We start from the raw sequence: 21,817 nt of genomic DNA on the forward strand, positions 1-21,817 counted from the left end.
GAGGTTACTGAGTGGTAAGCTCGCCCGCAAGCGGCACGAAATAGAGGACGGCACGCATGGTCACGACGGGGGACAGCACCACTCCTCGCCCGGAGACCCAGCGCAAGCGCAAGAAGATCCTCCGGGCGGCGATCGAGACGTTTGGCGCCAAGGGGTCGGCCAACGGCACGCTCACCGACATCGCCGATCAGGTCGGGATGACGCACGCCGGCGTGCTGCACCACTTCGGATCCAAGCAGAATCTGCTCCTCGAAGTGCTCGAGTTCCGCGACCAGGACGACGTCGCGCACCTGGCCGACCGTCACATCCCGGGCGGTCCCGCGCTGTTCGCGCACCTCGTCGACACCGCGCTGCGCAACGCCCAGCGACCCGGCATCGTGCAGGTCTACACCGTGCTCTCCTCGGAGGCGGTGACCGAGGACCACCCCGCGAAGGCCTACTTCCACGATCGCTACAGCACGCTCCGCCTCGAGATCGACGCGGCGTTCCGCGAACTGTGCGCACAGGAGAATGTGAGCGACCCCGACACGATCGACAAGGCCGCGGCATCCATCCTCGCGGTCATGGACGGACTGCAGTTGCAGTGGCTGCTCGACCCGACGGCGATCGATCTGGCGAAGGCGAGCGAGTTCGCCATCGAGGCGATCGTGAACGGTGTCCTGCATCCACCGCCGGCGGTGTCGTCGTACGTGCACCCGACGCGATCCGAGCAGGATGAGCCGCTGCCCGCCTCCGAGCCGGAGGCCGAGACCGAGCCGGAGGCGTGACGCGGGCTAGTCGACGATGGTGATCTTCACGGGCATGTTGCCCCGGGTGGCGTTCGAGTACGGGCACACGTGGTGGGCGGCGTCGGCGAGTTGCTCCGCCTGCTCCCGGCCGAGGCGCGGGGCGTAGACGTCAAGCTCGACGGCGAGCGCGAACCCGCCCGCTCCGTTCGGACCGATGCCGACGCTCGCCGACACTGCGGCATCCGAGGTGTCGACCTTCTCACGACGACCGACGGCGTGCATCGCGCTCAGGAAACACGCGGCGTAGCCCGCGGCGAACAGCTGCTCGGGGTTGGTGCCTGCACCGGATCCGCCGAGCTCAACGGGCGGGCGGGTGTCGAAGTCGATCAGATCGTCTTCGCTGCGGACGTGTCCGTCCCGTCCCCCACCAGTGGCGTGCGCGATTGCGGTGTAAGCGATGTCCATACACTCAGCCCATACCAGCGATCTGGGCGGCACCTGGGAGGGTGCGGGACCGGTCGGGTGTATGGGCCGGATGCCCGTGCGCGGCGCTCGGTCAGCGGCGGTCGCGTCGCGCTGTCAGCGCCGTTCGCCGACCTCGAACGCCTGGCCCGAGTACTCCTCGAGCAGCGTCCAGAGGCGCTCCCCGACCCGCGGGCTCCGGGTGGTCGGGGTGGCGTGCGTCACGACAGGCTCCCCCTTCGTCACGAAACGCGGCCCGTAGTACTGGCCGCCCACCGCATCCGGATCGATCGCCGCCCGCACTGCCGACCACGCCCCGTGGTCCTTCCCCTGCGTCCACGCCGCCTGCAGGTTGTCCGCGAAGCGCTTGGCCCGCGACGGCTGGTTCACCCCGCGGATGCCGGGGGTGCGCCCCGACGTCGAGTAGCCCGGATGCGCGACCAGGCTGGCCACCACCGATCCGGATGCGCGGAGCCGCCGGTCGAGCTCGAAGCCGAACGCCTGCACGGCGATCTTGGACTGGGCGTACGCGGTCCACGAGTTGTACGAGGACTCGAGCTGCAGGTCGTCAAGCGGGAAGCGGGAGAGGAGCGTGGCGAGCGAGCCGAGCGAGACGACGCGCGCCCCGTTCGAGCGCTCGAGCAGGGGCAGGGTGAGTGCGGCGAGCTGGAAGTGCCCGATCACGTTGGTGGAGAGCACGAGCTCGTTGCCGTCGTCGTCCGTCGCGCGTTCGGCGGGCGGATGCACGATGCCGGCGTTGAGCATCAGCACGTCGAGACGGTCGCGCTCGAGGAGCGACGCTGCCGCTGCTGCGACCGAGCCCCGGTCGGACACGTCGATCGGGGTCGCCTCGACGCTCGCGCCGGGCACGCGTCGCCGGATGGCCGAGACGGCGGCCTCGGCGCGCTCCGGATTGCGGCAGCCCAGGATGACGTGGGCGCCGGCGCGCGCGAGCTGTTCGCTGGCGAAGAAGCCGATTCCCGCGTTGGCACCCGTGACCATGACGGTCGTGCCGACGGCGTGCGGGAGAGCGTGCGGGTCCCAGCTCACTTGGTGCTCTCGGTGGCGATCCGCTCGTGGTGGTGGATGACCTCGGCGATGATGAAGTTCAGGAATTTCTCCGCGAAGGCCGGGTCGAGGTGGCTCTCTTCGGCCAGGGCGCGGAGCCGCTGGATCTGCTCCCGCTCGCGTTCGGGGTCGGCGGCCGGGAGGCCGTGCACGGCCTTCAGGGTGCCCACCTGCTGCGTGAACTTGAAGCGCTCGGCGAGCATGTGCACGAGCGCGGCGTCGATGTTGTCGATGCTCTGGCGGATGCTGTGGAGCTGCGCGATCGTCGCGGCCTCGTCTTCGTTCTGACCCATGCGTCGAGCCTATCCGGCGCCCTTGCGCGTTGCGGTGCGTTTCGCCGCGCGACGTGCGGGGAGGCCCGGCCCGGCTCGGTGAGTGGTCACCAACTGTCGCTCAGAGGCCGGATTCGCCGGTTCAGACGACAGTTGGTGACCACTCACCTGCAGCTGCCGACGAACAACCCATGGGCCGCACCGCTTCAGAGGCTCGGCGCCTGCTCCGCGAGCACCCGCGACAGCACCGGACGCGTCGCCAGCAGCCCGAGCCAGACCAGGAGGATGCCCGCCGCCAGGCAGGCCGCGATCATCACCAGCGTCGCCGGAGCGGTGAGCAGCGCCACGCCCGTCAGCGGGAAGACCACGATCGCTGCGGTGACGGCCGATCCGACGGTCGTGATGCGCAGCGGCGACAGCACGGCACGCGACCGGGCCGCGTTCATGGTCTGCTCGGGCATCCCGAGTCTGTCGAGGCTCACGTAGAGCGCACGGCGATCGAGCAGGGCCGAGGCCTGGTTGACGCCGACGGAACACGCCACCATCAGGAACGACGCGACCACCGTGATGATCACGCCCGTGCGGATGTCCGCGTAGAGCAGCACGGTGTCGTGGTCGGCTCTGTCGCCCATCACCCCGAGCAGGGCGACGCCGACTCCGGCGAACACAGCCATGAAGCTCGTCATCGCGACGCCCGCGACCTGCCGCCAGGCGGCCTTCGGCGACTCCAGGATGCTGCGGGCCGCGAGCAGGCGCGTCACGGTCTTCGCCCGCTTGGCCTGGCCGGATGCCGCGAGTCGCAGCACCCACGGTCCCATCAGGTTGAGCACCGCGACCGTCCCTCCGAAGCCCACGGCGAGCACGAGGAGGACGATCCCGAACCCGGCGGCCAGTTGCAGCAGACTCATCGCCGCGAAGGTGACCGCGATCACCGCGATGCCGACGACGATGCGCACCCAGTGCATCCGGGGCGCGGTCTGGCGGGTGCGCACACCGAGCGGGGAGACGATGACGCCGCGCAGCCCCACGACCGCACTGACGGCGGCGAGCGCACCGATGGCGACGACAGCTCCCGCGATGACGATCGGGGGCAGCAGAACCGCGTCCGCGCCGAGGGGCTCGCCACGGAACGGGATGAGGCCGACCAGCGGCACGCACGCCAGATACACCACGACACCGGCGAGCGCCCCGGCCAGCGCGAGCACGGTCGACTCGATGACGGTGAGAGCGGTGACCATGCCGGGAGTCGCGCCGAGGAGCCGGAGGCTCGCGAGGCGGTCGTCGCGACGCCGGGCCGACAGCCGCGCGGCGGACCCGCCGAGGGCGACGAGCGGCACGATCAGCAGCGCGAGCGCGACGACGGCGAGCAGTTGGTACAGGAAGGCGGTCTCGCCGGTCCAGGAGAAGAAGGCGCGTCCTCCGCCCGAGACGATGAGCAGCAGCGCGCTGACGACCGTGAACGCGATCAGCGGGAGCGCGACAGTGCTGCGGTCGGCGGCGCTGCGGCGGGTGAGGAGCCAGGCGATGCGCAGAGTGGTCACGCCGTCACCGCCTCGTCGACGATGCGGCCGTCGGCGAGCTGGAGCACGCGCGAGCAGCGGGCGGCGACGTCCTCGTCGTGCGTGACGACGATCAGCGACTTGCCGCGGCCGGTGGTGGAGGCGATGAGCGCATCCATCACCTCGGCGGAGGTGCGCGAGTCGAGCGCCCCGGTCGGCTCGTCGGCGAACACGACGGATGCTCCCGTCACCTGCGCCCGGGCGATCGCGACGCGCTGCGCTTGGCCGCCCGAGAGCTGCCCGAGGCGCCGGGACTCGAAGCCGGCGAGACCCAGCGCGGCGAGCCAGGACGCCGCACTCTGCTCGGCGGCCTGTCGCGTGGCTCCGCCGAGCATCAGCGGCAGCGCCACGTTCTCGACGGCCGTCAGTTCGGGCAGCAGGAACCCCTGCTGGAAGACGAAGCCGAACGCCTCGCGCCGCAGGCGAGAGCGCTCCTTCTCGCCGAGGCCGGTGACGTCGACGACGCCGTGCGGTGTCGCGAGCGAGACGCGCCCCGCATCCGGCCGGATGATGCCCGCGAGACAGTGCAGCAGGGTGGTCTTGCCCGAGCCGGATGCGCCCATGATGGCGACGGACTCGCCGGCTGCGACGCGGAAGTCGACGCCCGCGAGCGCGGTGGCGGCACCGTACGACTTGAGGAGGCCGGTGGCGGCGAGGACGGCGGGCTGCGGTGCGGCGGCGGGCTGCGGCGCGACGGCGGGCTGCGGCGCGACGGGCTGCGCGTCGCGGCCGGCGGGATGTCCAGCAGCAGCGGCGGCGAGCTGGGCGGAGGAGGACTGCGGAGAGGTCATCCCCCCATGCTTCCGGCGGGGCCACCGGCGCGCATCGGCCGTGCGCTCGATCCTGGCGGGCCGCGTCTCATCCCAGCGACGTAGTCCGCGGTACCACGGGGCGGTCGACCTCGAGTTGCGGCAGATGTCGGGTTGCGGCGGCTCCGGACCCGACATTCGACGCAAGTCAGCGCGAGCGAACGAGGAGAGGCGGCGCGAGCACTGGCGGGATGTCGGGGGACGCTGCGATACTCGCGGTGATCGCACGATGGAAACGATTGGATGACACCATGACCGAGGTACCAACACCCGTCGATCCGGCCCAGCTCTACCGCAGCCCTGCGTTCGCGCAGGGGATGATCGTTCCCGCCGGTCCGACGCTGTTCGTCGGCGGCCAGAACGGCACCGACAGCGAGGGCGCCCTGCTCGACGGACTCCACGCGCAGACCGAGCAAGCGCTGCGCAACCTGCTCGCCGTGCTCGCCGAGGCGGGGGCCGGCCCCGAGCACGTCGCCAAACTGTCGATCTACCTCGCGGCGGGGATCGATCCGACCGACGCCTACGCCGCCACCGGCGCCGTCTGGGGCGACCATCGCACGGCTGTCACCGTTCTCGCCGTCACTCCGGCGCGTCCGGGTGCGCTCGTCGAGATCGACGCCGTCGCCATGGTGCCCGCCGCGTCGTAGCTCCACCGACGCGGCCCCTCCGCGCCTGCCGCAGAGCAGTGAACCGACCCGGTCACGATCCTCCGCACCCTCGCGGCCCGCAGACCCGCCCGATACGGTGGACGGGTGACTCAGACCCACGAGAACCAGCCGCACCTGACCCAGCCCGTCGATGAGCAGTCCGCCCGCGCCCTGTCGGAGAAGGGCCTCCGCCTCGCTCTCGTCGACACCACCGACGACGCCGTCTTCGACGAGTGGCTGCACGCGGACTCCCGCGGCTTCCTCGGCGGACGCGACAGCGCCGAGGCCCTGACCGAGTCGCGCGAGCTCTTGCGCGACCGTCGCACCACGGCGGTCTACGACGACGTCATCCCGTCGTCGGCCTCACCCGTCGGCACCGTCAACTCCTGGGTGGCGCCGCTCACCGTCCCCGGCGGAGCGACCGTTCGCGCGTGGGCCATCAGCTCGGTGACGGTCGCCCCGACGCACCGTCGCCGCGGCGTCGCGACCGCCCTCCTCGGCAGCGAGCTGCGGGTCGCCCACGCGCTCGGCGTCCCGGTCGCCATCCTGACCGTGTCGGAGTCCGTGATCTACGGCCGCTGGGGCTTCGGCCCGGCCACCTTCGCCACCGAGTGGCGCGTCGACACCAAGCGCGTCCGCTGGACGGGACCGGCCACGGTCGGTCGGCTCTCCTTCACCGACCCCGCGGACTACCGCGAAGACGGCAACGCCGTGCTCGACCGGGTGATGGCCGGCCGCGCCGGCGAGATCGCGATGACCCCGTACCTCGCCGAGCGCCTCATGGGGCCGCGAAAGGGAGCGCCGGAGGCCGAGAAGTACCGGCTCGTGCGCTACGACTCCCCCGCGGGCGAACCCGAGGGCTTCGTGAGCTACCTCGCGAAAGACGCCGACGACTTCACCAAGCACACCATCGAGGTCAATTACCTCGCCGCGGCGACGGACGAGGCCCTGACCGCGCTGTGGCGGTTCCTGCTCGAGCTCGACCTGGTGGCGCAGGTGCATGTGACCACGCGCGGGCTGGACGAGCCGCTCCCCTTCCTGGTCTCCGACATCCGGGGCGCTCGGGTGACGGGGGTCGAAGACCACCTCTGGGTGCGCATCCTGGATGTCCCCGCGGCGCTGACCACCCGCCGCTACGAGCACGACGGGGAGCTCGTTCTCGACGTCGCCGACGATCTCGGCTTCACCGGCGGCCGCTACCGCCTGACCGTCTCGGGCGGCCAGGCGACCGTCGAGACCACCACCGACGATCCGGATGTCTCACTGACCGTCAACGCGCTGGGCAGCGTCTACCTCGGGCACGACGCCGCACGCGGTCTCTCCGTCGCCGGAAAGGTCACCGGCGACGCGGCCGCCCTCGACCGCCTCTTCCGCACCGCGACGCCGCCGCGCCTCAGCACCTGGTTCTAGCCGACGGCGTGGCGAGAGTCAGGGCTGCAGCGCGGCTTGCGCCTGCGCCTGCGCCTGCGCTCAGCCGATCAGGTCGTGGCGCACGACGATCTCGTCGCGGGCCGGGCCGACGCCGATCGCCGAGATGCGCGCACCCGAGAGCTTCTCGAGCGCCAGCACGTAGTCCTGTGCGTTCGTGGGCAGGTCCTCGAACGTGCGGGCGCCGCTGATGTCCTCCTGCCAGCCGGGGAACTCCTCGTAGATCGGCGTCGCGTGGTGGAAGTCGCTCTGCGACGCCGGGACCTCGTCGTGACGCACGCCGTCGACGTCGTACGCGACGCAGACCGGGATGCGGTCGATGCCGGTGAGGGTGTCCAGCTTGGTGAGCACGAAGTCGGTGACGCCGTTGATGCGGGCGGAGTAGCGGGCGATCGGAGCGTCGTACCAGCCGGTGCGGCGGGGACGGCCCGTGGTCGTGCCGAACTCGAAGCCGCGCTCGCGCAGGAACTCGCCCCACTCGTCGAACAGCTCGGTCGGGAACGGACCGGCACCGACGCGGGTCGTGTACGCCTTGACGATCGCGATCACGCGGTCGATGCGGTTCGGGCCGATGCCCGATCCGGTCGCTGCGCCGCCCGAGGTGGAGTTCGAGGACGTGACGAACGGGTACGTGCCGTGGTCGACATCCAGCATGGTGGCCTGGCCGCCCTCGAACAGCACGAACTTGCCGTCTTCGAGCGCCTCGTGCAGCAGCAGCGAGCTGTCGACCACCATCGGGCGCAGGCGCTCGGCGTAGCTGAGCAGGTCTTCGACCACCTCGTCCACCGAGATCGCGCGGCGGTTGTAGACCTTGACGAGCAGGTGGTTCTTCTGGTCGAGCGCACCCTCGACCTTCTGGCGCAGGATGTTCTCATCGAAGAGGTCCTGGATCCGGATGCCCACCCGGTTGATCTTGTCGGCGTAGGTCGGGCCGATGCCGCGGCCGGTGGTGCCGATCTGCCGCTTGCCGAGGAAGCGCTCCGTCACCTTGTCGATCGTGCGGTGGTACTGCGTGATCACGTGCGCGTTCGAGCTGACCTTGAGTCGGGACACGTCGACGCCGCGGGCGATCAGGCCGTCGAGCTCCTCGAACAGCACCTCGATGTCGACGACGACGCCGTTGGCGATCACCGGGGTGACGCCCTCGGTCAGGATGCCGGACGGCAGCAGGTGCAGCGCGTACTTCTCGTCGCCGACCACGACCGTGTGCCCGGCGTTGTTACCGCCGTTGAACTTGACGACGTAGTCGATGCGGCTGCCGAGGAGGTCGGTCGCTTTGCCTTTGCCTTCGTCGCCCCACTGGGCTCCGATGATCACGATCGCGGGCACTGTTGAGTCCTCTCGATGGGATGGAGCGCGCCGGAGCAGCCGTCAGCCGGCCTGGCAACCGTCGCACTCGATCCTATCGCGGCAGGTTTTCGAGCCATGTTCGGGGCCGCTCGGACCATCGCCGACACCATCCGATTATCTTGCACAATCGTGTGCAAGATAGTACGATGGATGCCGTGCCCACCACTCCATCCACCCGCGCTCCACGGCGCGACGCCACCGAGAACCGCGAGGCCATCCTCGCCGCAGCGGCCGCCGCGCTGAACGAAGACATCGACGCTTCGCTCGAGACGATCGCCGCGCGTGCCGGCCTCAGCCGCCGCGCGCTCTACGGGCACTTCGCCAACCGCGAAGACCTGCTCGTCGATGTGTTCACGCGGGGCGCAGCACGCCTCGCCGCGCTGCTCGAGCCCGTCGCGCATCCGGATGCCCGGGTCGAGATCGCCCTCTACGGCGCCACCCTCTGGGCCGAGGTCGAGCACGTGCGCGTCAGCGCCGCCCTCGCCGTGCGCGGTCCGTACCGCGAGCGCGTCGGCGCGGCCCTCGACCCCGCCCGCGAGCGACTCAACGCGACCGTCGAGCGCGGAACGGCCGCGGGCACGATCCGCACCGACCTCGATGTGGACACGGTGTCGCGGCTCATCGAGAACGCCGCGATCTCGGTGCTCGACGAGGCGACCCGCACGGGGCTCTCGCGCGAGGCCGGCCACCGGCTGGTGATGCTCGCCGGACTGAGTGCCGCCGGTCTCAGCTGGCGCGAATCCGACGCCCTCATCGCCGACACCCCCGAACTCGCTTTCAGCTAAGGACCCCCGCATGAAGATCGTGCTCGACCGGGTCGCCAAGGGCGCCCGCAACGCAGCGCTCCCGCCGACCTCGGCCTCGTTCCAGACCGGCGAGGTCACACTGGCACGCGCGGAGACGGAACAGCGCCCCACTGTGCTCGGCCTCATCGCTTCCGGCCGGATGCGCCCCGACGCCGGCACCGTGACGATCGACGGCTCCGCCGACTACTCGGCCATGCGCAAGCGCATCGCCCTCATCGACGCCCCGGATGTCTGCGAGCCCGCGCCCGACGTCACCGTGGCCGGCATCGTGGCAGAGGAACTGATGTTCGCCGGACGGGCGTCCAATCCGATCGCCGTGAACCGCGCACTCAACGAGCTCGGCGTCTCGGAGTTCGCGCGCTACGCCATCGGCACCATCCCGCCGACGGTGCGCATCCGGCTGCTCGCCGAGCTCGCGCTCATGCGCGACGGCGTCGAGGGCCTCGTCATCACCTCACCCGACCGCCACGGCGGCGACCCGAACGAGTGGTGGGAGCTGGCCAGGCGCCTGGCGGCCCGCGACATCGCCATCCTGATCGTCGCCGGCGATGCGTCGGCGGCGGCCATCGCCGCCTCGTCGCTGGTCGCCCGGCTCGACGACGCCACCACGCCTCGCACGCTCGCAGCCCGCGTCGAGCCGGCCGCCGACGAGCCCGACGGCGCCGACGAGCCCGACGGCGCAGACCGCGCCGCCGCCGACACCTTCGACGAAGACCCCGGCCGCGACGACACCGACGAACTGCCCGACGTGATCGTCGCCCCCGCACAGTCCGGCGCCACTCTCGCCGACATCGCACTCACCGAATCAGAGCTGCACGCAACGGCTCTCGCAGAGGACCCCGAATGAAGATCCCCCAGATGATCGCGGCGGAGTTCCGCCGTCTCACCTCCAGCCCGATGTCGATCGTCGCGCTCATCGCGCTGATCGCCGTGCCGGTGCTCTACGGCGGGCTCTACCTCTGGGCCAACCAGAACCCGTACGCGAACCTCGACCAGATCCCCGCGGCGATCGTCGTCGACGACACCGGAACGACGGTCGACGGCAAGACGACGAACTACGGCGACGAGGTCGCCCAGGAACTCATCCGCGACGGCTCGTTCGACTGGCACCGGGTCTCGACCGACTCGGCGGCGAGCGGTGTCGACGACTCGAAGTACGACTTCAGCATCACGTTCCCAGCCGACTTCTCCGAGGCGCTCGCCTCGGCATCCGGATCGTCGCCGCGCCAGGCCAAGGTCACCCTCACGACGAACGACACGAACAGCTACCTCGCGTCGACCATCGGAACGCAGGCCGCCGAGAAGATCCGCACGTCGATCGTGAAGAAGGTCAACCAGCAGGCGGCGGAGCAGTTCCTGCTCGGCCTCGCGGAGATCCGCGGAAAGCTCGTCACCGCCGTCGACGGTGCGGACAAGCTCGTCGACGGCAGCGCGACCGCACAGTCGGGTGCGGCGACTCTCGCGAGCGGCAATGCGCAGCTCGCGTCCGGCAGCGCCCAGCTCGCCACCGGGACGTCGCAGCTGGCCACGGGCTCGCAGCAACTGGCCGACGGCAACGCGCAGCTCGCGGTAGGGGCGGGCCAGCTCTCGTCGGGGGCGCAGCAGGTGGCATCGGGTGCGCAGCAGGTGGCGACCGGGAACCAGCAGATCGCCTCCGCGGCCAATGACGCCGGTACGGCCGCACAACAACTCGCGGACCTCGCCGCCAGCCAGGAGACGGCCATCCTCCAGAAGCTCACGGACGCCGGCGCGACGCCCGACCAGCTCGCGAGGGCGAGAGAGCTCTTCGAAACGGCGCAGAGGGGCAATTCAGAGGTGCAGACCCTCGTCGGCAAGGTCGACCAGCTCTCGGACGGCGCGAACCAGGTCTCCGCCGGTGCGTCGCAGCTGGCCTCGGGCAGCGCCACGCTGGCGTCGAAGTCGCAGGAGGCCTCCAGCGGTGCCGCGACCCTCGCGTCGAAGACCAAGGAGGCCGCGGCCGGGGCGTCGAAGCTCGCGACCGGCGCCGCGACGGCTTCAACCGGCGCAGCCCAGCTCCGCGACGGCCTCACCACGCTGCACGCCGGAACCCAGCAGCTGAGCGACGGCCTGAAAGACGGCGTCGCGCAGATCCCCGACAACTCCCCCGAACTGCAGAAGAAGCAGGCGAGCACCATCGCCGACCCGGTGAACCTGAAGAACGACTCGATCACCTCGGCCGGAACCTACGGCGCGGGTCTCGCACCGTTCTTCGTCGCCCTCGCGGCCTGGATCGGCATCTACGCCCTGTTCCTCATCGTCAAGCCGGTGTCGCGACGCGCGATCACCGCCCTGCACTCCCCGCTCAAGATCACCCTCGCGGGCTGGCTCACCCCCGGCCTGCTCGGTGCGGTGCAGATGATCGGCCTCTTCTCGATCGTCGCCTGGGCGCTGCAGTTCAGCATCCAGAACCCGCTCGGGATGTTCGGGATGATGACGCTCGCGTCGCTGACGTTCGCTGCGATCATCCTGGCCCTCAACGTGTGGCTGGGCAGCGTCGGGCAATTCCTCGGCCTCGTGCTGATGGTGCTGCAGCTCGTGACGGCCGGTGGTACCTTCCCCTGGCAGACGCTGCCCGGGCCGCTCGCCGCCCTGCACCACGTGCTGCCGATGTCGTACGCGGTGGACGGCATCCGGCAGCTGATGTACGGAGGCAACCCGGCCACGGCCTGGGCGGATGCCGGCGTGCTCGCCCTGTGGCTGCTCATCGCGTTGCTGCTCTCGGCGATCGGCGTGACCCGGATGACGCACTTCCGCACGCTGCGCGACCTGCGCCCGAGCCTGATCGGCTAACCACCGCCCTCCCTCGCCTCATAATTCCGGAACCCCGGGCCGAATCCGGCTCGGGGTTCCGGAGTTATACGCGATTTCCGGGTGTCCATGCCCGGTCTTCCGGAGCTGCGAACCCGGCCCCGCGAACCCGTGACGGATGCTGCGAGTAGGGTGTCGGGCGTGAGCGAATCGTTGCGCATCCTGCATCTCAGCGACACCCACCTGTACGGCGACGGGCGGCTGCACTACGGCGTGGTCGACACCCTCGCCGCCCTCGACCGCGTGCTCGCGCGGGCCGCCTCCCTCGCGTCGGTCGACGTCGTCGTCGCATCCGGCGACCTCTCCGACGACGGCAGCATCGAGTCGTACCGCCTGCTCTCCGAGCGACTCGAGCCCTGGGCCGCCGAGCGCGGAGCCGACATCGTCTACGCGATGGGCAATCACGACGTCCTCGGCAACTTCGAGGGTGTTCTGGGCGCCGCCGAACGCTCGATCACGGTCGGCGGCGTGCGCATCATCACCGTCGACAGCACCGTCCCCGGCACCGCCTACGGGATGGTCGACGGCGAGCGTCTGCGCCGGCTGTCCGACGAGCTCGCCGAGCCGGCACCGCGCGGAACCGTCGTCGCGCTGCACCACCCGCCCGTCCCGCCGACGACCGGCCTGTTCGAGCGCCTGCAGTTCGTCGACCCGGCGCCGTTCCTCGAGGTCTGCGCCGCCGCCGACGTGCGGCTGATCCTGGCCGGGCACTACCACCACGCACTGATCACGAGCGCCGGTCCGTCGAGGATCCCCGTCGTGGTCGCGCCCGCCGTCGCCAACACCACCGACGTGCTCTCACCCGCCGGGCACGAGCGCGCTGTTCGCGGCTCCGGCTTCGCGCTCGTGCAGGTCCCCGCGGCCGGGCCGATCCGCGCCCACGTCGTCACGGCGCCGGCGGCCGACGACGGTCACACGGTCTACGACCTCGACGAGGACGCGATCGAGCGCATCGCCGACGAGTCCGGCTGGCCCGGGCACGCCGGATGACCCCGGATGCCGCCGGCTCACGGGATGCCGCCGGGTCACGGGATACCGCCGGCTCACGGGAGCTCGCCGGGTCACCGGATGCGGCGCCGGCCGGGTACTCCGGCACCCCGCTCTGGAAGAAGCTCGGCCTCAAGCCGGGAACGCGGGCGCAGGTGCTGCACGCTGACGCCGGCTGGAGCATCCCGCTCGACGGCGGCCCCGGGGCGATCGACTGGCTGGAGCCGTCGGCAGAGGAGCCGGCCGGCCTCATCCTCGCCTTCTATCGCGAGGCCGCCGACTTCGTCGACGAGCTCGACGCGCTCGGCGCGCGCATCCGCCCGTCCGGGATGCTCTGGGTCGCCTGGCCGCGCAAGGCGGCGGGGCACGCGAGCGACATCGACGAGAATCTGATCCGAAACACCGCCCTCGAGCGTGGCCTCGTCGACGTCAAGGTGGCCGCAGCCGACACGGACTGGTCGGCGCTCAAGCTCGTCTGGCGGGTGACGAACCGCTAGCCGACGTGCCGGGCTAGCGCCAGGACACGTGCTGCATGATCCAGGCGTGCATCGCCACCGCGGCGGCCGCCGACGCATTGATCGATCGCGTCGACCCGAACTGCGAGATCTCGACCACGGCATCCGCGGCCTCGATGGCGGCATCGGAGAGGCCGGGACCCTCCTGACCGAACAGCAGCACGCAGTCGCGCGGGAACGCGTACGTCTCGATGATGACCGATCCGGGGACGTTGTCGATCGCGATGATCGGAAGGCCGGCATCCCGTGCCCACGCGACGAACCCGGCGACGTCGTCGTGGTGCCGCACGTGCTGATAGCGGTCGGTGACCATCGCGCCGCGCTTGTTCCAGCGACGGCGCCCGATGATGTGCACGGTGTCGGCGGCGAACGCGTTCGCGCTGCGCACGATCGACCCGATGTTCATGTCGTGCTGCCAGTTCTCGATGGCCACGTGGAACGGATGCCGGTGCTCGTCGAGGTCGGCGACGATCGCCTCCATGCGCCAGTACCGGTACCGGTCGATGACGTTGCGGGTGTCGCCGTGCTTCAGCAGCTCGATGTCGTAGTGCGGATCGTCCGGCCATTCGCCCAGCCAGGGTCCGACGCCGTTCGTGGTGAGCTCGGGGGTCGCGGCCGGGGCGGGATCGGGTTCGGTGTCCACGACTTCAGCGTAACGGCAGGGCCCCGCGCACCCCGGCGACGTTCAGCATCCCGGCACACGCAGGGAACCCTCCCGAAACCCCGCGGCAACAGCCCACCCCATAAGCTGTACCCGTTGAAAGGGGTTTGCGTGGCGCGACGCGACGAGATCGAATGCTGGCTGACCGACATGGACGGCGTGCTCGTCCATGAGAACAAAGCGCTCCCGGGTGCCACCGAGCTGATCCAGCAGTGGCGCGACCAGGGCACGCCGTTCCTCGTGCTCACCAACAACTCGATCTTCACGCCCCGCGACCTCGCCGCCCGGCTGCGCGCATCCGGTCTCGACGTTCCGGAGGAGTCCATCTGGACCTCGGCGCTCGCCACCGCCGACTTCCTCAAGTCGCAGATGCCCGGCGGCAGCGCGTTCGTGATCGGGGAGGCCGGCATGACCACCGCGCTGCACGAGGCGGGCTTCATCATGACCGACACCGATCCCGATTACGTGGTGGTCGGCGAGACGCGCAGTTACTCGTTCGACGCGATCACCAAGGCGATCCGCCTGATCGGAAAGGGTGCGCGTTTCATCGCCACCAATCCGGATGCCACGGGCCCGAGTGCCGAGGGACCGCTGCCGGCGACCGGCGCGATCACCGCGATGATCAGCAAGGCGACCGGCATGGAGCCGTACGTGGTCGGCAAGCCGAACCCGATGATGTTCCGCTCGGCCATGAACCGCATCGGTGCGCACTCGGAGAACACCGCGATGATCGGCGACCGGATGGACACCGACATCGTCGCGGGCATCGAGGCGGGCCTGCACACCATCCTCGTGCTCACCGGCATCAGCGATCAGAGCGAGATCGAGCGCTACCCGTTCCGGCCCGACGAGATCCTCTCGGGCGTCAGCGAGCTGATCGTCAAGGAGCCGGTCGAGTCCGACCTCTGAGTCGACGCGGATCAGCCCGTCGGGCCGGGGCCGGCCACCGATGATGTCATCGGCTCACCGCCGGCGCGACTGACGAAGCAGTAGTACGAGCGCTGCCCGGCCTTCCACTGCTCCGCGGTCGCCGGGAACGTGCCCTGGATCTGCAGATTGGGATACGCGGCCGCTGCGTTCAGATCGAGGATTCCCGGCTTCGTGCAGAGCGCGTTGATCTGCGCCGCGAGAGCGTCCGCACCGGGATACGCCGCCGCCGGATCCGCCGAGAGGATGTTCGTGTAGATCATCTGACCGGCGTGCGGGGTCGCGCAGTCCACGACCGTGAACGTCTCGGCCCACGGGGTCGAGTACGGCTGGATGCACTCGCCGCCGCCGAGCGTGTTCCAGGCACGGACCCCGGCGGGTTGCGGACCGGCGGGCTTCGGCTGCACGGTCGGTGTCGGGGTGGGCGTCGGCGTCGGCGTGCGGGATGGCGTCGGTTTCGTCGTCGCGGAGGCGACGGGTGCCGCGGCCGGACCGGCGAAGAGCGTCGGCAGCCGGGTTCCCAGAGCGAACAGACCGATCAGCACGAGAACGATCGCGAGTCCGCCCGCGACGTAGAGCAGGAGGCGGTTGGTGCGCGCGTTGCCGGCCGCGCCGGCCCCGCCGTCAGAGCCGCTCGCCCCGCCGGTTCCTCCCCCGGTCCCTCCGGGTTGCGCCGGAGTCGGGAGTGCGGTCGTCGACTGCGCCGCTCCGCCCGCCGCTGAGCTCGACGACGGGATCACGGTGGTGGCCGCGGTCGGGGCGAGCTCGGGGAAGAGGATCGAGTCGGCGGCCGGTCGCGAACCGGAGACCGGCTCGCTGGCGTCGGCCAGGCTCTCGGCGTCGAGCTGCTGCGTCGCGGGGGACGGCAGCGCGCCCATGAGGAGGGTGGCGTCTTCGAGCGGAGGGACGGCGCCGGTCTGCGGCGCATTCGCAGGAGCATCCGGTCCGGCGCCCGCAGGCTCGGACGGCGTCTCGGCCGGCTGGTCGCGGGTGGCAACGTTGTCGGGGTCCGGATCGCCGGTGCGCGCGCTCAGCAGCGCCGCGATCTCCCGGGTGTCGAGTTTGGTGGTCGGGGTGTCGGCGGCCGAAGCGCGGTCGCCGACCACCGCGGGCTCGGTGAGCGCGTCGGCGTCGACGGGAGGCAGCACCGGGGGTGCCACGAGCGGGACGACGGGAGGCGTCGCGATGGGGGGAACGAGAGACGAGGTGGCGGGCTCCGCGACCGGCGGGGTCGTCGGCAGCGGCGGCGTGGGCGGGAGCGAGGCGGCACCGTCGTTCCCGGGAACCGGGGCGACACCGAACGCGGCCGTCGCCGCTCCCGTGGCATCCGCTGATGGCGCTCCTGAGCCGTACGGCGGAGCGCCGAACGGCGCGGGGAGTCCGTCGCGTGCGCCCGCGTCATCGCCGGCCGGCGCGGGTGCGCTCGGTGCGGCCGTGCCGGGGAGCGGGATGATGCCCGTGGTGTCGCCGATCACGGAACGGCTTGTGGGCTTCGCCTGATCGTCGGTGTCGTCGTCGGCTGCATCGAAGAAGCCGAGAAGAGCCGCGAGGCCGTGCCCCTCCGACGTGTCGCCGCCCTTCGCATCCGGGTCGGCCGGCGCGGTCGGCGCGGTCGGCGCCGAAGGCGCCGCTGCCTCTGCGGGTTGAACCGGCGTAGACGCGGTGGTGGGGGTCGGTATGGGTTCGAACGGATTCGCGCGGGGCGTCGACGCCACGGGTGGAGCGGCGGCCGCCGGTGGCGCCGCGGCGGGCGCGGGCGCGGCCGGCGTCGCTGGCGGCGGCGCGGGCGGCGTCGCGGGCGTCGGTGGGATCGCGTCGACCGGACGGGTGAAGAAGATCGACTCCTCCGGTGTGCGCGGCGGAACGATCGGTGCCGGAGTGGGCGGCGTGCGCGCGTCGAACGGTTCGGGAACGGGCTGGGCGGCCGGAGGCTCCGGCGTCGCGGGCAGGTCGGCTGCCGGCGGGAAGACCGGGGGCGTCAGAACGAAGGGAGCCTCGGGGGTCACGGATCGCGGCTCGGCCACCGGCACGGGTGGTGTGGTCGGCTCAGGCTGTGCGGTCGGCGTGGTCGGGGCGGGCTCTGCAGCCGGCGCGGGCGGCCCAGCCTGCGCGGCCGGTCCGGATTCCGACGCCGCAGCCACAGGCGTGGACGCGGGTGCCGACGGCGAGGTGGGCGTCGCCGGTGCGAACGGGTTCCAGGACGACGGGGTGGGAGCCGCAGGCTCGCCGTCGACGTCCCATTCCGAAGGCGTGTCGTCGCCCGAAGCGTCGGCGTCCGAGCCGGGCTCGTCCGCCGGCGCGATCAGGCTCCAGGTCGGCGGCTCCGGCATCCGGAGCGCCTCGAAGAAGCTCGGCGTCTGGGTCGGCGTCGGCGACGCGGCCGGAGGAGTCGCGGGCGGGGCCCCGGGTGCGTCCGCAGGCGACGTCGACGTCGATGGCGCCTCAGGGGCGTCGGGAACCGCATCCGGAGTGTGTGTTCCCGCCGCGGCGACGTCAGTGGCGAACAGGCCGCCGAGCGCGGCATGCGCCCCGTGTCCCTCGCTCGCGTCGACAGCCGGGGCACCGGCCGTCTCCGTGTCTTCCGGCTCGCTGACGAGAGGATCGGATCCGACGCCCGGCGTCAGGTTCCAGACGAACGCGGTCGGCTGTTCCGCCGGTTCACCGGCAGGTGCGGTGGCCGGGGCATCCGGAGGGGTGACCGGCGTTACGGGCGTCTCATCGGCGACCGCCGGCGCGCGCGCCGACTCGGGCTCGACAGGCGACTGAACCGGCAGCTCGATCGTGGGCTCCGGCGTCGCGAACTGCGGATCGAACGCTGCAACCGGAGGCGCGGCTGGTTCAGGCTCAGCCGGGCCGGCGCCGGTGCCGGAGTCGGCGTCGGAGTCGGCGTCCGCATCGGCCGACGTCGCGTCGTCGGGACCGCTCGAACCCGTGAGCCGACCGCCGCTCAGCTGCTGCAGCAGCCACTCCGAGCTGCCGAACTCGGGCTCCGCCGACGCGGAGCCGTTGCCGGCCTCGCCCTCGCCGTCGTCCGGGTCGCGGTCGTCGACCACTAGGCGAGCCCCAGATCCTCGAGGCCGATAGCGGCGTAGTAGGGGTATCCGGCAGACTCGATGACCTCGCGCGCGCCCGTGTCGCGGTCGACGACCACGGCGACGGCGGCGATCTCGGCCCCGACCTTCTTCAGCGCTTCGATGGCCTTCAGCGGCGATCCGCCGGTGGTCGAGGTGTCTTCGAGCACGATGACGCGCTTGCCCGCGAGGTCGGGTCCCTCGACCTGCTTGCCGCGGCCGTGGTCCTTGGGCTCCTTGCGCACGACGAAGGCGTCGTACGAGAGGCCACGAGCCGCGCCCTGGTGCAGGATGGCGGCGGCCACGGGGTCCGCTCCCATCGTCATGCCGCCGACGGCGACGACATCCGGCACCTCGGCGATCAGGTCGATCATGATCTGACCGATGAGCGGCGCCACGCGGTGGTCGAGGCTCACCTTGCGCAGGTCGACGTAGTAGGTGGCCTTCTTGCCGCTGGTGAGCGTGAAGTCGCCGTGGAAGACGGCCTCGGCCGAGATGTAGTCGATGAGCTGCTGTCGTGCGTCGGTCACGTCCCCGATTCTAGAGGGGAAGGCCGGTCATCCGCCTCCTTCACAAAACAGCCGATGGGTGAATCCCCCACAGGCTCGGCCGCCCGTTCCGACGGCGTCGGTAGCGGCCGATACGATCGGGATATGCGCGTTGCGACCTGGAATGTGAACTCGATCCGCACCCGAGTGGGCCGGGTCGTCGACTGGATGGTGCGCGAAGACGTCGACGTGCTCGCCATGCAGGAGATCAAGTGCAAGCCCGAGCAGTTCCCGACGCAGCTGTTCGAAGACGCGGGCTACGAGGTCGCGCTCCACGGTCTCAATCAGTGGAACGGCGTCGCGATCGCCAGCCGTCTCCCGATCGAAGACGTCGAGATCGGCTTCCCCGACATGCCCGGCTTCCTCAAGGGTGAAGAGGGTCCCGACCTGCCGAAGGAGGCGCGCGCGATCGGCGCGACGGTCGACGGCATCCGCATCTGGAGCCTCTACGTGCCCAACGGGCGCGCACTGGACGACCCGCACTACCACTACAAGCTCGACTGGCTCGCGACGCTCGCGGCCGACACCCAGCGCTGGCTCGCGGAGAAGCCCGACCTGCCCTTCGCCCTGATGGGCGACTTCAACGTCGCGCCGCTCGATTCGGATGTCGGCGACCCGAGCCTGGTCCCCGGGGTGTCCACGCACATCTCGCCGCCGGAGCGCGCCGCGTTCAGCGCCTTCGAGACCGCCGGCCTGACCGATGTCGTCCGCCCGCTCGTGCCCGTCGGCTACACCTACTGGGACTACAAGCAGCTGCGCTTCCCGCGCAACGAGGGCCTGCGCATCGACTTCATCCTGGGCTCGAAGGCCTTCGCCGATCTGGTGACCGGCGCGAGCATCCACCGCAACGAGCGCAAGGGCGAAGCGCCCAGCGACCACGTGCCCGTGCTGGTCGACCTCGAGATCGCAGCGCACGACGAAGACGACGACGATCGTCCGATGATCTTCGGCTGACCACCGGTCACCGGAGGGGCCCGCTCGCAGGGTCGTGCCGACCCGTACAACTTTCATTACGTCAGGTTTCGCCACGCTGGGCAGCAGTGGAGTGCGATCGGTAGCGTCGCAGCTAGACAGCCCTCCCTACCCGTCGCGACCACGAGCGAGCCCATGCCGTCCACCCCATCCGCCGTTCCCGTCGAGTTCGTCGACGTCGGGCGCGCCTTCGTGGTCGAGACGGCGAAGCGCAAGCGCGGCAGCGCCCAGGCGGCGAGCGCAGTCAGCACGAGCGCATCCGACACCGCGAGCGCCCCCGACGGGCGACGGGTCGTCCTCCGTGACGTCTCGCTGACGATCGGAGCCGGTGAGGTCGTCGCGATCCTCGGCCCGAGCGGATGCGGAAAGTCCACGCTGCTGCGGATCGCGGGCGGCCTCGACGCACCGACCACCGGCACGACCCTCATCGATGGAACAGCCGTCGCCGGTATCGACGGGCGCTGCGCCGTCGGGTTCCAGGAACCGCGGCTCCTGCCCTGGCGGTCCCTCTCCGACAACGTCGCGCTCGGCCTCCCGCGCGGCATCGACCGACGCGCCGGCGCCGATCGGGTGGCCCAGCTGCTCGACCTCGTCGGACTGTCGGCCTCCGCCACCCTCCGTCCCCGCGAGGTCTCCGGAGGCATGGCTCAACGCGCCTCGCTGGCCCGCGCCCTGGCGCGCAACCCCGGCGTGCTGCTGCTCGACGAGCCGTTCGGCGCTCTGGACGCCCTGACTCGACTCAAGATGCAGGACCTGCTGCTCGACGTCCACGCCGCCGCACCGACCACCATCCTGCTCGTCACGCACGACGTCGACGAAGCACTCCAACTCGCCGACCGCATCATCCTGCTGGGCGCCGACGACGGAGAACCGGGTGCGACCATCCGGCGCGTCCTCACCGTGCCCGGATCACGTCCGCGAGATCGCGGCTCCGCGGAACTCGCGGAGCTCCGAGCTGAACTCCTCGACCTGCTGGGTGTGGACCGCCACGGTCACGCCCGCGACGTTCCGGCCGCCGCGCCGATCCCGGCCTTCCCGTACTGACCCACAGCAGTACGTATCCACAGCAGTACTGGCCTACAGCAGTACCGATCCACAGCCGCACCGATCGACCACACAGCATCCCTAGAGAGGCACCATGCGTAAACCCACCATCATCACTGCCGTCGCCGCGGTCGCCGCCGCCGCGACCCTGCTGCTCTCCGGCTGCGTCGCCGGCGAGAACGCCAGCGCCGAGGCGGCCAAGAGCACCTCCGGCGTCACGCAGGGCGGAACCCTGAACATCGACTTCGCCACCTACAACCCGCTGAGCCTCGTCATCAAGAAGGAGGGCTGGCTCGAGAAGGCGCTGAAGAAGCAGAACATCACCGTCAACTGGGTGCAGTCGGCGGGCTCGAACAAGGCCAACGAGGCCCTCCGCGCCGGCGCGATCGATGTGGGCTCCACGGCCGGCTCGGCCGCCCTGCTCGCACGCGCCAACGGCTCGACGATCAAGACGATCGACATCTTCTCGCAGCCGGAGTGGTCGGCCATCGTGGTCGGTCCGAAGTCCACGATCACGTCGGTGAAAGACCTCAAGGGCAAGCAGATCGCGGCCACGAAGGGCACGGACCCGTACTTCTTCCTGCTTCAGGCGCTCGAGGCCAACGGGCTCTCGGCGAAGGATGTGACGATCCAGAACCTGCAGCACGCGGATGGCTGGGCCGCCCTGCAGAACAACTCCGTCGACGCGTGGAGCGGACTCGACCCGATCATGGCGAACGCCGAGAAGTCGGGTGCGAAGCTCATCTACCGCAACGTCGCGTTCAACACCTACGGCTTCCTCAATGCCACGGAGTCCTTCCTGGCATCGAAGCCGGATGTCGCGCAGACGGTCGTCAACACGTACGAGTACGCCCGTGCCTGGGCGCTCGATCACCCGGATGAGACGGCCTCGATCCTCGCGGACGTCGCCGGCATCGACCCCGCGGTCGCCACGAAGGTGATCACCGAGCGCACCAACCTCGACGTGTCCCCGATTCCGGGCGACGCGCAGCTGAAGGTCCTGAAGAAGGTCGGCCCGATCTTCGTCCAGTCCGACGACGTGCGCTCGCAGGCCGACATCGACAAGGCGCTCTCGTCGCTCCTGGAGCCCAGCTTCGTGAAGTCGGCCGACCCGAGCGCGATCGGGGGCTAGTT

21 protein-coding genes are annotated in these 21,817 nt (G+C 70.8%); 12 read left to right on the top strand and 9 right to left on the bottom strand.

What is annotated here, in order from left to right; translation table 11 throughout:
* Window positions 1-56: 56 nt before the first annotated feature.
* Window positions 57-767, top strand: coding sequence for a TetR/AcrR family transcriptional regulator (locus AC1DB1_RS14865; RefSeq protein ID WP_477201355.1), 711 nt, complete (start codon window positions 57-59; stop codon window positions 765-767).
* 6 nt (window positions 768-773) lie between these two features.
* Here the strand turns inward: AC1DB1_RS14865 and AC1DB1_RS14870 are convergent, their stop codons facing one another.
* From AC1DB1_RS14870 to AC1DB1_RS14890, 5 genes are all read right to left on the bottom strand, one after another.
* A complete protein-coding gene (locus AC1DB1_RS14870; protein ID WP_477201356.1) occupies window positions 774-1,193 on the bottom strand; it encodes an organic hydroperoxide resistance protein in 420 nt (139 codons plus the stop codon).
* A gap of 114 nt (window positions 1,194-1,307) precedes the next feature.
* Entirely contained in the window at window positions 1,308-2,240 is a 933-nt protein-coding gene (locus AC1DB1_RS14875; protein WP_477201357.1) for an SDR family NAD(P)-dependent oxidoreductase, read from the bottom strand.
* Window positions 2,237-2,551, bottom strand: coding sequence for a chorismate mutase (locus AC1DB1_RS14880; RefSeq protein WP_271175830.1), 315 nt, complete (start codon window positions 2,549-2,551; stop codon window positions 2,237-2,239). Before AC1DB1_RS14880 ends, AC1DB1_RS14875 begins: the two co-directional genes overlap by 4 nt.
* 185 nt (window positions 2,552-2,736) lie before the next feature.
* Window positions 2,737-4,071: an ABC transporter permease family protein gene (locus AC1DB1_RS14885; protein ID WP_271175831.1), complete on the bottom strand. Its 1,335-nt coding sequence runs from the start codon at window positions 4,069-4,071 to the stop codon at window positions 2,737-2,739.
* Window positions 4,068-4,880 carry an ABC transporter ATP-binding protein gene (locus AC1DB1_RS14890; protein WP_477201358.1) on the bottom strand — a complete coding sequence of 271 codons (813 nt, stop codon included), beginning with the start codon at window positions 4,878-4,880 and terminating at the stop codon, window positions 4,068-4,070. The genes AC1DB1_RS14885 and AC1DB1_RS14890 overlap by 4 nt, the downstream gene beginning before the upstream one ends.
* Window positions 4,881-5,149: 269 nt before the next feature.
* Between AC1DB1_RS14890 and AC1DB1_RS14895 the strand changes: the two genes are divergently transcribed.
* Window positions 5,150-5,545 carry a RidA family protein gene (locus AC1DB1_RS14895; protein ID WP_477201359.1) on the top strand — a complete coding sequence of 132 codons (396 nt, stop codon included), beginning with the start codon at window positions 5,150-5,152 and terminating at the stop codon, window positions 5,543-5,545.
* 105 nt (window positions 5,546-5,650) lie between these two features.
* A complete protein-coding gene (locus AC1DB1_RS14900; protein ID WP_477201360.1) occupies window positions 5,651-6,955 on the top strand; it encodes a GNAT family N-acetyltransferase in 1,305 nt (434 codons plus the stop codon).
* Window positions 6,956-7,015: 60 nt separating this feature from the next.
* Here the strand turns inward: AC1DB1_RS14900 and AC1DB1_RS14905 are convergent, their stop codons facing one another.
* Window positions 7,016-8,302: an adenylosuccinate synthase gene (locus tag AC1DB1_RS14905; protein WP_477201361.1), complete on the bottom strand. Its 1,287-nt coding sequence runs from the start codon at window positions 8,300-8,302 to the stop codon at window positions 7,016-7,018.
* A gap of 176 nt (window positions 8,303-8,478) precedes the next feature.
* Between AC1DB1_RS14905 and AC1DB1_RS14910 the strand changes: the two genes are divergently transcribed.
* The 5 genes from AC1DB1_RS14910 to AC1DB1_RS14930 all read left to right on the top strand — a co-directional run bounded on the left by AC1DB1_RS14910 (window position 8,479) and on the right by AC1DB1_RS14930 (window position 13,442).
* Complete coding sequence (locus AC1DB1_RS14910) at window positions 8,479-9,108, top strand: TetR/AcrR family transcriptional regulator (protein ID WP_477201362.1); 630 nt, start codon at window positions 8,479-8,481, stop codon at window positions 9,106-9,108.
* A gap of 10 nt (window positions 9,109-9,118) precedes the next feature.
* Entirely contained in the window at window positions 9,119-9,976 is an 858-nt protein-coding gene (locus AC1DB1_RS14915; RefSeq protein ID WP_477201363.1) for a hypothetical protein, read from the top strand.
* Window positions 9,973-11,940, top strand: a complete 1,968-nt coding sequence (locus tag AC1DB1_RS14920) for a YhgE/Pip family protein (protein ID WP_477201364.1) — start codon at window positions 9,973-9,975, stop codon at window positions 11,938-11,940. Before AC1DB1_RS14915 ends, AC1DB1_RS14920 begins: the two co-directional genes overlap by 4 nt.
* Window positions 11,941-12,099: 159 nt before the next feature.
* Window positions 12,100-12,948, top strand: a complete 849-nt coding sequence (locus AC1DB1_RS14925) for a metallophosphoesterase family protein (RefSeq protein ID WP_477201365.1) — start codon at window positions 12,100-12,102, stop codon at window positions 12,946-12,948.
* Window positions 12,945-13,442 carry a DUF3052 family protein gene (locus AC1DB1_RS14930; RefSeq protein WP_477201366.1) on the top strand — a complete coding sequence of 166 codons (498 nt, stop codon included), beginning with the start codon at window positions 12,945-12,947 and terminating at the stop codon, window positions 13,440-13,442. Before AC1DB1_RS14925 ends, AC1DB1_RS14930 begins: the two co-directional genes overlap by 4 nt.
* A gap of 13 nt (window positions 13,443-13,455) precedes the next feature.
* Here AC1DB1_RS14930 and AC1DB1_RS14935 read toward each other — a convergent pair whose 3' ends face one another.
* On the bottom strand, window positions 13,456-14,103 hold the full coding sequence (locus AC1DB1_RS14935) for a TrmH family RNA methyltransferase (protein ID WP_271175841.1): 648 nt from the start codon (window positions 14,101-14,103) through the stop codon (window positions 13,456-13,458).
* A 129-nt stretch (window positions 14,104-14,232) separates the two neighbouring features.
* Between AC1DB1_RS14935 and AC1DB1_RS14940 the strand changes: the two genes are divergently transcribed.
* Window positions 14,233-15,030, top strand: a complete 798-nt coding sequence (locus AC1DB1_RS14940) for an HAD-IIA family hydrolase (protein WP_271175842.1) — start codon at window positions 14,233-14,235, stop codon at window positions 15,028-15,030.
* Between the two features lie 11 nt (window positions 15,031-15,041).
* On the opposite strand, the gene AC1DB1_RS14945 is transcribed toward AC1DB1_RS14940, so the two are convergent.
* The gene (locus tag AC1DB1_RS14945) at window positions 15,042-18,101 is read right to left on the bottom strand and encodes a septum formation family protein (RefSeq protein WP_477201367.1); all 3,060 of its coding nucleotides are present in this window, start codon (window positions 18,099-18,101) and stop codon (window positions 15,042-15,044) included.
* Entirely contained in the window at window positions 18,101-18,649 is a 549-nt protein-coding gene (pyrE, locus tag AC1DB1_RS14950; protein WP_271175844.1) for an orotate phosphoribosyltransferase, read from the bottom strand. The genes AC1DB1_RS14945 and pyrE overlap by 1 nt, the downstream gene beginning before the upstream one ends.
* Before the next feature lie 123 nt (window positions 18,650-18,772).
* Between pyrE and AC1DB1_RS14955 the strand changes: the two genes are divergently transcribed.
* The 3 genes from AC1DB1_RS14955 (at window position 18,773) to AC1DB1_RS14965 (ending at window position 21,815) form a co-directional block, all read left to right on the top strand.
* The gene (locus AC1DB1_RS14955) at window positions 18,773-19,621 is read left to right on the top strand and encodes an exodeoxyribonuclease III (RefSeq protein WP_477201368.1); all 849 of its coding nucleotides are present in this window, start codon (window positions 18,773-18,775) and stop codon (window positions 19,619-19,621) included.
* A gap of 153 nt (window positions 19,622-19,774) precedes the next feature.
* Window positions 19,775-20,683 carry an ABC transporter ATP-binding protein gene (locus tag AC1DB1_RS14960; RefSeq protein ID WP_477201369.1) on the top strand — a complete coding sequence of 303 codons (909 nt, stop codon included), beginning with the start codon at window positions 19,775-19,777 and terminating at the stop codon, window positions 20,681-20,683.
* A gap of 94 nt (window positions 20,684-20,777) precedes the next feature.
* On the top strand, window positions 20,778-21,815 hold the full coding sequence (locus AC1DB1_RS14965; protein WP_477201370.1) for an aliphatic sulfonate ABC transporter substrate-binding protein: 1,038 nt from the start codon (window positions 20,778-20,780) through the stop codon (window positions 21,813-21,815).
* Window positions 21,816-21,817: the final 2 nt, after the last annotated feature.

This window comes from Leifsonia sp. 10N434, from assembly GCF_056394405.1.

Bases quoted from the DNA above. Each gene is read 5' to 3' on its own strand.
- AC1DB1_RS14880 (WP_271175830.1), bottom strand. From the start codon at position 2,551: ATGGGTCAGAACGAAGACGAGGCCGCGACGATCGCGCAGCTCCACAGC.
- AC1DB1_RS14920 (WP_477201364.1), top strand. From the start codon at position 9,973: ATGAAGATCCCCCAGATGATCGCGGCGGAGTTCCGCCGTCTCACCTCC.
- AC1DB1_RS14895 (WP_477201359.1), top strand. From the start codon at position 5,150: ATGACCGAGGTACCAACACCCGTCGATCCGGCCCAGCTCTACCGCAGC.
- AC1DB1_RS14915 (WP_477201363.1), top strand. From the start codon at position 9,119: ATGAAGATCGTGCTCGACCGGGTCGCCAAGGGCGCCCGCAACGCAGCG.
- AC1DB1_RS14930 (WP_477201366.1), top strand. From the start codon at position 12,945: ATGACCCCGGATGCCGCCGGCTCACGGGATGCCGCCGGGTCACGGGAT.
- AC1DB1_RS14960 (WP_477201369.1), top strand. From the start codon at position 19,775: ATGCCGTCCACCCCATCCGCCGTTCCCGTCGAGTTCGTCGACGTCGGG.
- AC1DB1_RS14965 (WP_477201370.1), top strand. From the start codon at position 20,778: ATGCGTAAACCCACCATCATCACTGCCGTCGCCGCGGTCGCCGCCGCC.
- AC1DB1_RS14890 (WP_477201358.1), bottom strand. From the start codon at position 4,880: ATGACCTCTCCGCAGTCCTCCTCCGCCCAGCTCGCCGCCGCTGCTGCT.
- AC1DB1_RS14870 (WP_477201356.1), bottom strand. From the start codon at position 1,193: ATGGACATCGCTTACACCGCAATCGCGCACGCCACTGGTGGGGGACGG.
- AC1DB1_RS14865 (WP_477201355.1), top strand. From the start codon at position 57: ATGGTCACGACGGGGGACAGCACCACTCCTCGCCCGGAGACCCAGCGC.
- AC1DB1_RS14955 (WP_477201368.1), top strand. From the start codon at position 18,773: ATGCGCGTTGCGACCTGGAATGTGAACTCGATCCGCACCCGAGTGGGC.